The organism is Gammaproteobacteria bacterium (genome assembly GCA_029880545.1).
GTDB lineage: Bacteria > Pseudomonadota > Gammaproteobacteria > Acidiferrobacterales > SZUA-150 > JAOUOD01.
Map to the genome: position 1 here is coordinate 200,298 of JAOUOD010000004.1, position 11,933 is coordinate 212,230.

Genomic DNA, 11,933 nt, shown 5'->3' on the forward strand with positions numbered 1-11,933 from the left:
GGCATTGGCCATAATGGCGACCCCGAAACCAACAAACAGAATTGTGATGAGCGGCCGCGCCTTAAAAACCGAAGAATATTTTATTGACAAGGAACCTTACTACGAGCCTATTGGCGATGAAGTGGAGGTGTTCGAGGCCGCTTACCGGCAAGGCTTGCCGGTATTGCTCAAGGGGCCAACCGGTTGCGGTAAAACCCGGTTCATTGAACATATGGCCTGGCGTCTCAAGAAGCCACTGATAACCGTATCCTGTCATGACGACCTGACGGCATCAGACCTTGTGGGTCGATATCTGGTTAAGGGTGGCGAGACTGTATGGGTGGACGGCCCCTTGGCCCGGTCAGTAAGAAACGGCGCACTTTGTTATCTTGACGAGATAGTGGAAGCACGAAAGGACACCACGGTGGTGATCCATCCGCTCGCCGACGACAGGCGCGTCCTGCCCATTGAAAAGCTCGGCGAAATCCTCGAGGCGCCCCCGGAGTTTTGCCTGGCGATTTCCTATAACCCCGGCTACCAGAGTGTACTCAAGGACCTCAAGCAGAGCACACGACAACGATTTGTAGCCCTTGAGTTTGATTATCCATCGCCGCAGCTGGAAACCAACATCCTGGTCAAGGAGACCGGAATCAGTCACGAACTGGCAGCAAGCCTGGTCAAATTCGCCGGCATGACACGCAATCTCAAGGGTAGCGGCCTGGAAGAGGGCGCCAGTACCCGCTTGCTGGTACACGCAGGCCGGTTGATGGCTGATGGCATTTCACCCACAACCGCCTGCCGCTCAGCGGTGGCGCAGGCGTTGACGGACGATCCCGAGATGTTGTCAGCCATCAATGAATTGTCTTCATCATTGTTCTGATTGAAGTGAGCTCATTGTGACTGCCGGGGCGTCGCTGCACTACAAAGAAATTGTCGACCGCCTGAACCGGTGTCTCGAGGTGGAATTCTCGTTTCTGCGCGTCGAGGAGCCCGCCGAAGTCCTGGCATCATTGCCCCAGTCCGAGTGCAGCTATGTTCTTGGTTGGGTCGAGCGAATCGCCAGTACCAATATTCAGCTGGCTTTCCAGTTCATTACTCTTGCCATTGAAGCCATGGACCGGCTTGACCGACACACCATCGAGGCGTGGGCGCTGCACGCAATGGACATGTATGACCAGCAGGGACTGCATCCGGCACTCTCCGTCATCAAGAGTGTTGACAAGTTTATTCAGCAGAGTCGTGAGCGTGCGGTCGGCGCAGTACTGGAAGATGTGCGCGGCGTGCTGCTGCATTTTGTTCATGGCTTGTCCGGACGCCCGTTGAAAATTGATGAAGCCGACAAGGCGCATACCGATACGGAAACGATTTATCTCCCGCCGCTGCTGGCGCATTTCAGCGAGCGCGATGAAAATTTCCAGCTGTACAAGGCGATGGCAGCGTTTCACTGGGCGCAGGCCCGTTTCGGCACATTCCGTATTGATCTTGATGTGTTGCAGCATGGCGGCGACGAGTTGCTGACGTTGTTCATGCGTCTGGAGGCGGAGCGAATCGAGACATGCCTTGCGCGAGAGCTGCCCGGCCTGTACCGGCGCATGCAGACTATGGTCGATATTGAGAATGACCCCGTAGTTGCCGACAACTGGAAATTGCTGTCACGACCCCTGCATCAGGCTGATGCTTCGGCGAAGGACAGTCTCGGGCTGGCCCGACAGCATGCCGGTCGCGTGTCATGGCCATCACAACCGTATTATCACGGTGTAATCAATATCGATCTTGTCCGGGAGGTCATGGCCGAACGGCAGTTCAGGGAAAAGGCTGTTCTGCGAACTGCCCTGTTTGATATTGCCAGGGACCTGAAACCGGACAGCGAACCGCAATCAATGGACTTCAAGGCTGGCGCGAAACATTCTGATGCCACCTTGCAGGAACTGCGCATCGAACTGTCGCTTGATGATGTTCCAATCGCGGTGCCGGAAAGTATCAAGGGAGTAATGACCTCAATCGTTCAGGATCTTGGCGAACTTCCCGATGATTACCTGCAGCCGGCAGGTCCGGGTGAATATGATCCGTCGCTGTTCAGGGAAAAGGAAGCCGACCCGGACGAGGTTTGGCAGGGCACTTATCATGAAGAGGGTGCGTGGCTGTACAACGAATGGGATTACAAGCGCCAACATTACCGCAAGAACTGGTGCGCGGTCCGGGAAAAATCCGTCAAGCCTGTCTACGACAGCTTTGTAGGCGATACACTGCTGAAGTACCGCGGTTTGCTAAAACATTTGCGCCGTAGTTTTGAAGCCATGCGAGACGAGGACCATTTGCTCAAGCGACAGACTTATGGAGATGACATTGATATCGATGCCCTGGTGGAGGCCATGGCCGAGTCATCGGATGGTAGCGAGATGAGCGACCGGGTGTTTACCCGCATGCATCGAAACGAACGTAACATTGCTGTTGTCTTTATGGTTGATATGAGCGGCTCCACGCGCGGCTGGATCAACGAGGCGGAACGGGAATCATTATTGTTACTGTGCGAGACGCTCGAATTACTCGGGGATCGTTACGCTATTTACGGTTTTTCGGGCATGGCGCGCAAGCGTTGCGAGCTGTATCACATCAAGCATTTTGATGAGATCTATGACAGCGAAGTCCGGGCCCGCATCAGCGGCATTGAGCCGCAGGATTACACACGCATGGGGTTTGCCATACGCCACCTGACTCGTGTGCTTTCCGAAGTTGAAGCCAATACCCGCGTATTGATTACACTGTCTGATGGCAAGCCCGACGACTATGACAGTTATCGTGGCCAGTACGGCATTGAAGATACGCGCCGGGCGCTGGTAGAGGCAAGGCGTGAAGGCATCCATCCCTATTGCATCACTATCGACACTGAGGCCAGGGACTATTTGCCATACATGTACGGTGATGCCGCCTATACTGTAATTGATGAAGTCAGGAAGCTGCCGCTGAAGGTGTCGGATATCTATCGGCGCCTGACCAGCTAGGGCGGATGATTTCCAGAGCAGATTATCTTCCCGGGTCCGGCAGTTTTTCAAATCTGTGCTAGAGTTATAAACATGTAATCCAACCGGGATATTGGCATTGCCATGATCGATGCGCCGGAAAAAAACAACAATGATTCCGCTGAGGCAGGACTTGGGCTTGGAGAGTGGTTGAGGCAGGTTGATTTTTCTGACCTGGCCGGCAGCTCCATTCATTCACAGGATTTCAGTGGTTCACGAGCCGAGTTTATCAGCCTCAGGGTTCGCCTGTTTTCACTGGTGTTCGCGGTGCTGGCTGTTTTGTGGGTACCGGTAGACATGATGACTGTTCCGCCCGAGTCGCTTGGTACCATGCTGGTACTTCGCGGCATCTACGCTGGTGCGTACTTTTTGCTTGGCAGTATCGGTCATGGTATGCAGAGCCTGGTCTGGGCGCAGATCAGGCTCGCCGTTTTTGTTATCGTTGCCTGCCTGTTTTACGGGTTTTCGCGGATTGAATTATCAAGCAGTGCTTCCTATGAAGGCATTCTTGTCGGCTATTCATTCCTGCCCTACCTGACCATCGCATTCCTGGCCATATTCCCGCTGACGTTTTTTGAAGGCCTGCGTCATGCGGCGCTGGTGCTCGTGACATTTGTTGGTACTGAACTGCTTTTCGGTGGCTCACTGACACTGTCAAGGCTTGGTGATATCTGGCTGCTGCTGTTGCTGGCGGGTATCGCGGCCTGGACGCAATTATCCCAGCTACAGATGCTGCTCAGACTCTATCGTGAAGCCAGTCATGATGCCTTGACCGGTTTGGCCAACCGTCGGGTATTAAACAAATGGCTGGCGATGGAAATTCCCAAGGCCAGGCAACAGGCGCGACCATTATCAGTGCTGTTGTTTGATCTGGATCATTTCAAGCGCATCAATGATACGTGGGGACACCTGGTGGGCGACAGGGTGCTGAAAACCTTTGCCAGGTTGCTGAGGCGCGACCTGTCTTCGTCAAGCAGCTTCATCAGTCGTTATGGCGGCGAGGAGTTCCTGGTGGTGTTGCCGGGCTGCGAAGAGCCGCGAGCCCGGATGCTGGCCGAGAAGATCCGGCAGAACTGTGATTCACTCAAGATCATGGCATCGTCGTCCAGGCAGTTTGGCGTTACGGTGAGTATTGGTGTGGCATCACTCGGGAAGCAGGATACCGCTGACAGCCTGATGAGCCGGGCAGATGATGCCTTGTACGCGGCCAAGTCTGGCGGCAGAAACCAGGTGGTGCTGGCAACAGCTGCCGTCGGATAGGTTGCGCCGGCTTGACTAACTGTTGCCCGCAAGTAACCGGTCAGTTTCGTTCAGGATCGCACGACGCCTGAATACAAAATGCCAACGGCTGCCACCGAGCTGGCGCCACAACCAGGCTGCGCGAATACCCGCCAGCAGGGTCGCGCGAATCCTGTCGGCGATGGCTGTAGCGTTCAGGTAACCGGGTTCACCGTGAACAATAATACGCGGCATCATTGTACTTATGGTATGCAGGTACAGATCCGCCAGCTTGGCGATAATGTTGTTGTGCATGACCGCCGGCCCGGATTCATTTTTAAAGAATTCTGCCTGTTCGCTGATAGTATCGATGCCTTCAGCCAGTGCGGATAACAGTGGTTTGTGTTTCCGTAATTTCAGTGCAAGCGCTATAAGGCTCATGACATAGCGTGCCATTTCCATGTCTTCAGATGTGCCTTCGCCGTTAAAGCGTTCCTTGATGTCCTGCAATCCAAGGCGCAGGCTCCCTTGTTCGGGTTTGTATATCTCTGACGGCGACATCGGGCCGGTGACCAGTATGCTGCCAAGACTGGTTTCCAGTGCCTGGTTGTCAGCGCGACCATGTCGAGCCAGTTGCTGAACCAGCCGGGCAGACTGAAATACGGCAGCCAGGGCAATAACTTGCTGGCGAAGCGGAGAGGTGTTCATGGCCCGGGGGTCTTCAGGCGTTTTTCATACAGCTACGTTCAACTTCAGCTTCACGAATACCATCAACGGACTCTGCTGCGTTCTTGATCATGGCAACAATTTCGTCTGCGCGTGGGCACATGGGGGTGGTTAGCTGGATTTCGAGATGCACATAATCGCCAGCTATATCCACTTCCTGTATGAAGCCCAGTTCGACAACATTGCGGTTAAGCTCGGGATCCATAACCGTTGACAGGGCTTCGAGAATATCGTTTTCAGAAACAGTCATTACCTTGGGTCCTGTGAATTTTCTCCAGTTTAGCAACTTAACGGACCGGTACCAAAGGTAAAGTTATGTTATACCTGAGTGCCGCACAGGGTTTATTGCGTTACCATTATTATCGAACGGCGTTCTGCCACAGTTCTGCGGCAGCCAGGCCGATAAAGGCTGTGTCGAGGAAATCCAGGGAATGATGAGACAAGCTGATACAAGACGGAAGCTCGGGCTGGTGCTGTCCGGCGGCGGTGCCCGCGCGGCCTACCAGGTGGGCGTGCTCAAGGCCATTTCAGAATGCCTGCCAAAGGATGCGCCAAACCCGTTCCAGGTAATTTGTGGTACGTCCGCAGGGGCGATTAACTCTGCAGCCCTGGCTATTTACGCCGAGCGATTCCCGGAAGCTGTGCAACGTCTGCTGCGAGTCTGGCGTAATTTCCGGGTGGACAAGGTGTTTCGCGCGGACCTTCCCGGCATTGTCAAAACCGGCGCTCACTGGCTGCTGGCCATGATGGCGGGCGGACTGGGCAAGCGCAACCCGGTTTCGCTGTTTGACCGAGCGCCGCTACGTACGCTGCTCCAGCACTATATGCCCTGCGACCGCATCAACCGGTCACTTGAGGCCGGCGCGTTGGATGCGTTGGGCATAACTGCCTCGGGATACAATTCCGGCCAATCGGTAACTTTCTTCCAGGGTACCGAGGGTATTGATAGCTGGAACCGGGCCAGTCGCCTCGGTTTTCGGACGGATATCACCATTGATCACCTGATGGCCTCATCTGCCATACCATTCGTGTTTGCCGCCGAGAAGCTCAATCGGGAGTATTTTGGCGATGGTTCGATGCGCCAGTCAGCGCCGCTGAGCCCGGCGCTGCATATGGGTGCCGAACGCATCCTGGTAATCGGTGTCACCAACCACCGTATTAGCGTCGAACGCAATGCTGATCCTGGATACCCAACCCTGGCAGAAATCGGTGGTCACATCATGAACAGCATCTTTCTCGATGGCCTGCAAGCGGACCTGGAGCGACTCAACCGGATAAACGACACCCTTGCCCGGATACCCTCCCGCCAGCTGGAAGAACCCGGTGTGCGTCTTCGTCACGTAGAGTCATTGGTGATATCACCCAGTGAGGATTTGCAGAAAATCGCCGAAAAGCACATGCATCACCTGCCGTGGACGGTGCGTTTTTTCCTGCGTGGCCTCGGTGCTTTGAATCGCAACGGTTCGAGCCTGGTCAGTTACCTGCTGTTCGAAAAGTCTTATTGCCGTGAACTGATCGCCCTGGGCTACGATGATGCCATGCGCCAGCGTGAGCGGCTGATACAGTTTGTTTGCCAGCCAGGGCCGGATACCCGATAAACCGGGGTCGAAGTGGCTGATTTTTTCCGGGTTAATGACCTTTATTGTCATGGGGTATAACCTGGCTGACCAAAATATCACTTAAATCAATGCGTTAACTTTTGGTATAGTTCCTGCAAGGTGATCCAGGGAATGGGGTAATGGTGACCGGGTCAAGACCGACACTGCTTCCCTGAACAATAAAAACTATCTGACAAGGAACAAAGGGGAATCAGTGTCTCGGGTTCTGATTGTCGAGCAGTCGGCAACATTGCGACGCGGGCTGGAGCGCCAGCTCGAACGTTACGCGCATGACGTGGTCAGTGTGGATTGCTATGCAGATGCGACTCATGTGCTAAAGGACGATCACGCGGGCAGTTTTCGCGCGGTATTTGTCGGTTTTAACGACCACGATGACGATGGCTTGAAGCTGTTCCAGGAGGTCCTGGAATACCCGCTTTTTGCCGGCGTGGCGTTGCTGGTTCTTAGCCACGAAAAATCCCGACGCATCTTCGAATGGACGGCGCGAAGACCTCATAGCGGCATGCTCTTGTGGGATGAAACTGAGGATCTCATTGAAAGTGTCAGGCAGCTGGGGCGTGGCCTGGATGGCGAGCCACTTCAGGCGGCACCATTAGTGACCCGCGTGCTGTTGGTGGATGACTCAAAAACATCGCGGAAAAAGTTCAGCCATATTCTGCAATCCAATGGCTACATCGTTACCACCGCGGAAAACAGCAGCCAGGGACTGCAGGCAGCGCTGACAGGTGAATTTGACCTGGCTATTGTTGATTATTTTATGCCTGATGGTAATGGCGATGAGCTGTGCCGGGAGTTTGCCCGGCATGCCCGGACCAGGGATCTGCACGTCGCCATCCTGACCGGCAGCTATCTTGACGAGCTGATTCATGACAGCCTGGCAGCAGGTGCTGTGGAATGTATGTTCAAGAATGAGCCAGAGGCGCTTATTCTTGCCCGTGTCGCAACCTTGGCGCACGCCGCCCAGGCGCGAAAGGCCGCCAATTCGGAGCGTCGTCGCCTCGAGGGAATTCTGAACTCGGTCAGCGATGGTGTCTACGGGGTTGATAACCAGGGAATAATCAGCTTTATCAACCCGGCAGCGCTGGAGATTCTCGGGTATCCGAAGGGAGCCGCCCTGGTCGGTACGAAGGCGCACAGCCTGTTCCATCACTCACATATTGACGGCAAGCCAAATCTCCCGGAAACCTGTTTCCTGCAGCAGGCCTACGAGACCGGCGACAACCTGGAATCCTGGGAAACCGTGTTCTGGAACGCAAGCGGCCAGGCCATAGATGTAGAGTGTGGCATTCAGCCGCTGTATATCGACGGTGATTTACAGGGCAGCGTGGTTGTATTCCGGGATATTGTTGAACGCAAGTTGTTCGAGCGTGAATTGTTGTGGCAGGCCAACCATGATCCGTTGACCGAGCTTTATAACCGGAACTACTTCGAGGATGAGCTGCGACACGAAGTGGCGAGGCGGCAGCGCAGCGATGAGCTGAGTGCGCTGTTGTATATTGATCTTGATCAGTTCAAGTATGTTAATGACACCGCCGGCCATGCAGCCGGTGATGAACTGCTGGTCGAGATCAGTCACCTGTTGCGGGCGCGCCTGCGCGACACGGATTTGCTGGCCCGCCTGGGCGGCGATGAATTTGCCATTATCGCCAGGAATATCGACCGCGAATCCGTAGCTGCTGTAGCCGAATCATTCCGTATTGTGCTGGAAAATTACAACTTTGTTCATGGCGGCAGGCAATTCAGTGTGCACGGCAGCATAGGTGTAAGTCTTGTTGACAGGGCTACGCCTGATGCAGCGGAGGTAATGGCGCGTGCCGATATCGCCTGTTACCTGGCCAAGACTGCCGGCCGCAACCAGGTTCATGTATTTGAACCGGATCGGGATGAAGACAGTGTTGTCAGCATCGACATGGGCTGGTCGGAACGACTGCAGACAGCAGTGGAACAGGACAGGTTTGTTCTTCATTATCAACCGGTGACAGCGACAGACCCGGATAAACATGATGATCCTGATTGTTTTGAAGTATTGCTGCGTTACCGGGATGATCGTGGTGCACTCGTCAGGCCAAATGCGTTTCTGCCAACCGCCGAGCGACTTGGATTAATGTCCCGTATTGATCGGTGGGTGTTGTCTGATGCGATCAGGAGCCTGGCCGATGCGCAAGCCGGAGGCAACGATTCAATGCTCAGCGTAAACCTGTCTGCAGAAAGTATTCGAGATGCGAACCTGGTTGATTACGTGACCGGACTGATTAGGGAGTATGGCGCCGATCCGTCACGGCTCGTACTCGAGCTTGCCGAAGCATCTGCCATTGAAAATATTGAGCTGGCAAGACAGGTGATGATAAAACTGAACCGGCTGGGTTGCCGATTTGCGCTGGATGATTTTGGTTCCGGCTTCAGCTCGTTTCACCATCTCAAGCATCTACCGGTCAGCTATATCAAGATTGACGGACATCATGTCAGGAGCATCGCAAGAGATGCATCGGACCGGGTTGTCGTCAAAACCATTAACGATATTGCCAAGGGTTTTGGCAAGAAGACCGTGGCCAAGTACGTTGAATCTGAAGCCGTGCTGAAGCTGGTTACGGAAATGGGCGTGGATTTTGTCCAGGGATTTCATGTTGGTGCCCCGCTTGAACACTTGCCTCGCAAGGTTCCGGATACCGAGCCCCGGGACTGAAGTAACATTGGGTTGTCAGGAGCCGGTCACGCCGGTTTGACGGGCGAATAGAATGGATACCCATGATAAAGACTGAAGCTAGTGGACGATGCCTTTGTGGCGCAGTGATTTTTTCGGCGGCCCTTCCGTCAAACTGGGTCGCACACTGCCATTGCAGCCTGTGTCGCGCGGCGCATGGCGCCGCATTCGTTACCTGGGTAAGCGTTGATGCTGTCGGCACAGCGATCAGCGATCAGTCCGGACAGCTCCGCTGGTATCAATCCACAACAGGTGCAGAACGTGGATTCTGCAGTCGCTGCGGCAGCAGCCTGTTCTTTCGTTCTGTCAACTGGCCTGGAGAGCTGCATATCGCGCTGGCCAATTTCACTGAGGCGGTGGATCGTCTTCCCCAGGTGCACGCCCATTATGACACCCACGTGGACTGGTTTGCGGTGAACGATGAGTTGCCCAAAAAGTCCTGATTGGCGCCGGGATCGAGCGCTTAAAAAGGAATTGTCGTGGCTAAACAACTGGACCGCTTGATGAGAAGCCGATTGATCTTGTTGCCAGGCAAAAAATAAATTGTCAGTACCGCTTCGGCTGATAGCCGGATAAACATCCCGCCGAATGGCCTGGATAGCCCGAGGGCGATCAACAACAACCGCGCCACCTGGCTTAACCTTGCCGGAAGTGGCAACAAACCAGCGGCCCATGTTCGAGTTGATCCCCGCATGACCCTGATGGTTGCCGCCTTTGACGACGAGCACCTGGTATTGCGCTTGTATCGCAAGGCCGGGGCAGTTCATCCGGATAACAACGACTGGAACGAATTGTATGCGCGGTCCACGCCGGCAACAGGCGTACGGCAGTTTTTGATATGGATTTGGGGCTTGTACAGAGGTCACGCGGCTTTGGCGTGCCGTATTTTGACTATGCCGGGGATCGGGGCTATTGGTCGACTGGGCAGAAATAAAGGCAGGCAGGGAGTTATGGGAGACTGGCAACAGAAAAACGGTTTCCCTATTGATGGCCTGGTTCCCGGGACAGGTTCCCCGGACTCCCAGGCGCCCGGAACATGACCGGTTGTGGAGAGATGGCTATCGACAACCGGTCAGAACGATCTCGTGATTACGACGATATGGCGACGCTGAACGAACTCGTGTTTATCAACACGTGCGCGTATATGCTGGCGGCATAACCCAGGGCAATCACGGGTGTCCATTTCAGGTGACTGAAGAACGTGTACTTGCCCCGCGCCTGACCCATGAGCGCTACGCCCGCTGCCGAGCCTATTGAAAGCATGCTTCCGCCCACTCCTGCTGTAAGAGTGACCAGCAGCCAGTCACCCTGGGACATGGCCGGGTTCATGGCCAGTACCGCGAACATGACCGGGATGTTGTCAACAATGGCGGACAGGATACCAACCATGATGTTTGAGAACATTGGACCCATATTGACGTACATACTCTCCGAGATCATGGCCAGGTAACCGATAAAACCCAGGCCACCGACACAGAGTACAACGCCGTAGAAGAACAGCAACGTATCCCATTCGGCCCGGGCCAGCCTTCGGAATACATCGAATGGCTCTTTGCTGTCGACACGTATTGGCATTACATCACCGGCCTGCCCATAGCTTTCGTTTTCATCAGGCACGCGGATGTGGGTTTTTTTCAGGTAGTAGCCGAAAAACTTGAGATAGGCCAGGCCGGTCATCATGCCCAGCATTGGCGGCAGGTGCAGGAAGTTGTGAAAACTGACTGCCGTGGCAATGGTGGCGACAAACAGGAGCATAATGGTTATCGCGCCGCGCTTCATCAATACCGTCTCGTTAGTGGCTGCCGGTGATTCATCAGGTACGGCAAAATGCATGAACGCTGCGGGAACAACATAGTTAATGACAGACGGGACAAACAACAGGAAGAAGGTCCAGAAATCCAGGATACCTTTTTGCCAGACCATGAGTGTCGTGATGTCACCGAAAGGACTGAATGCACCACCGGCGTTGGCGGCAACAACAATATTGATACAGGCCAGTGCGACAAAACGATTATTGTCCTTGCCGACCGCCAGTACTACCGCACACATGACCAGTGCCGTGGTCAGGTTATCGATAATCGGTGACAGGAAAAATGCCAGTATGCCGGTCAGCCAGAACAGCTTGCGGTAGCCAAATCCCCGGCTGACCAGTCGTGCGCGCAAGGCTTCAAATATATTGCGCTCATCCATGGCGTTGACATAGGTCATGGCAGCCAACAGGAACAGGAACAGTTCGGCAAATTCCAGAAGGTTATGGCGTAATGCCTGTTCAACCGTGTGATTAATCCCCTTTTGTGCATAGACATAGGCAATAATCGCCCAGATGATACCGGCGGCAAGAATGACCGGTTTGGATTTGCGCAAATGGGTAAATTCTTCGGCCATGACAACGAGGTAGGCCAGCACAAAAATGGCGATGGCGATGTAACCCACGTTGTGAGAGGTCAGGTCAAGCCGGTTTTCCACGGCTCCTGCTGCCAGTGCCGAAACCGGCAGCAGTCCGGCAATAAACAGGGATGTCGACCGCAATACCAGGCCGGTGATTCGTTTGAAACCGCTTGTCATTGTTCTCTCCAGAAATACTTCACCAAAAATCCGCTGAAAGGGTAGCGATTAGATGGTGGCGCGGTCAACAGGTTTCGGGGTGGTGCTGTATGGGTTGCCGGCGTG

Annotated in this window: 10 protein-coding genes; 7 read left to right on the forward strand and 3 right to left on the reverse strand. The window is 54.4% G+C overall.

Translation table 11 applies throughout. The features are described 5' to 3' along the window. Positions 1 to 46: 46 nt before the first annotated feature. The 3 genes from OEZ10_06325 to OEZ10_06335 all read left to right on the forward strand — a co-directional run bounded on the left by OEZ10_06325 (position 47) and on the right by OEZ10_06335 (position 4,259). A complete protein-coding gene (locus OEZ10_06325; GenBank protein MDH5632598.1) occupies positions 47 to 859 on the forward strand; it encodes an AAA family ATPase in 813 nt (270 codons plus the stop codon). 16 nt (positions 860 to 875) lie between these two features. After that, positions 876 to 2,981: a VWA domain-containing protein gene (locus OEZ10_06330; GenBank protein MDH5632599.1), complete on the forward strand. Its 2,106-nt coding sequence runs from the start codon at positions 876 to 878 to the stop codon at positions 2,979 to 2,981. A gap of 102 nt (positions 2,982 to 3,083) precedes the next feature. Continuing rightward, entirely contained in the window at positions 3,084 to 4,259 is a 1,176-nt protein-coding gene (locus OEZ10_06335) for a GGDEF domain-containing protein (protein ID MDH5632600.1), read from the forward strand. 15 nt (positions 4,260 to 4,274) lie between these two features. Here the strand turns inward: OEZ10_06335 and hflD are convergent, their stop codons facing one another. Both hflD and OEZ10_06345 read right to left on the reverse strand, forming a co-directional pair. Next, positions 4,275 to 4,925, reverse strand: a complete 651-nt coding sequence (gene hflD, locus OEZ10_06340) for a high frequency lysogenization protein HflD (protein MDH5632601.1) — start codon at positions 4,923 to 4,925, stop codon at positions 4,275 to 4,277. A 13-nt stretch (positions 4,926 to 4,938) separates the two neighbouring features. Then, on the reverse strand, positions 4,939 to 5,193 hold the full coding sequence (locus tag OEZ10_06345) for an iron-sulfur cluster assembly protein (protein MDH5632602.1): 255 nt from the start codon (positions 5,191 to 5,193) through the stop codon (positions 4,939 to 4,941). A gap of 181 nt (positions 5,194 to 5,374) precedes the next feature. Between OEZ10_06345 and OEZ10_06350 the strand changes: the two genes are divergently transcribed. The 4 genes from OEZ10_06350 (at position 5,375) to OEZ10_06365 (ending at position 10,303) form a co-directional block, all read left to right on the forward strand. Further along, positions 5,375 to 6,541, forward strand: coding sequence for a patatin-like phospholipase family protein (locus tag OEZ10_06350; GenBank protein ID MDH5632603.1), 1,167 nt, complete (start codon positions 5,375 to 5,377; stop codon positions 6,539 to 6,541). A gap of 214 nt (positions 6,542 to 6,755) precedes the next feature. Then, entirely contained in the window at positions 6,756 to 9,245 is a 2,490-nt protein-coding gene (locus OEZ10_06355; protein ID MDH5632604.1) for an EAL domain-containing protein, read from the forward strand. Between the two features lie 62 nt (positions 9,246 to 9,307). Continuing rightward, positions 9,308 to 9,706, forward strand: a complete 399-nt coding sequence (locus tag OEZ10_06360) for a GFA family protein (protein MDH5632605.1) — start codon at positions 9,308 to 9,310, stop codon at positions 9,704 to 9,706. A 249-nt stretch (positions 9,707 to 9,955) separates the two neighbouring features. Next, entirely contained in the window at positions 9,956 to 10,303 is a 348-nt protein-coding gene (locus OEZ10_06365; GenBank protein ID MDH5632606.1) for a hypothetical protein, read from the forward strand. 49 nt (positions 10,304 to 10,352) lie between these two features. Here OEZ10_06365 and nhaD read toward each other — a convergent pair whose 3' ends face one another. After that, positions 10,353 to 11,828 (reverse strand): sodium:proton antiporter NhaD, encoded by a 1,476-nt coding sequence (nhaD, locus tag OEZ10_06370; protein ID MDH5632607.1) that lies wholly within the window; start codon positions 11,826 to 11,828, stop codon positions 10,353 to 10,355. Positions 11,829 to 11,933: the final 105 nt, after the last annotated feature.

Coding starts and splice junctions, on each gene's coding strand:
- OEZ10_06325 (MDH5632598.1), top strand. CDS start 47: ATGAGCGGCCGCGCCTTAAAAACCGAAGAATATTTTATTGACAAGGAA.
- OEZ10_06335 (MDH5632600.1), top strand. CDS start 3,084: ATGATCGATGCGCCGGAAAAAAACAACAATGATTCCGCTGAGGCAGGA.
- hflD (MDH5632601.1), bottom strand. CDS start 4,925: ATGAACACCTCTCCGCTTCGCCAGCAAGTTATTGCCCTGGCTGCCGTA.
- OEZ10_06345 (MDH5632602.1), bottom strand. CDS start 5,193: ATGACTGTTTCTGAAAACGATATTCTCGAAGCCCTGTCAACGGTTATG.
- OEZ10_06350 (MDH5632603.1), top strand. CDS start 5,375: ATGATGAGACAAGCTGATACAAGACGGAAGCTCGGGCTGGTGCTGTCC.
- OEZ10_06360 (MDH5632605.1), top strand. CDS start 9,308: ATGATAAAGACTGAAGCTAGTGGACGATGCCTTTGTGGCGCAGTGATT.
- OEZ10_06365 (MDH5632606.1), top strand. CDS start 9,956: ATGACCCTGATGGTTGCCGCCTTTGACGACGAGCACCTGGTATTGCGC.
- nhaD (MDH5632607.1), bottom strand. CDS start 11,828: ATGACAAGCGGTTTCAAACGAATCACCGGCCTGGTATTGCGGTCGACA.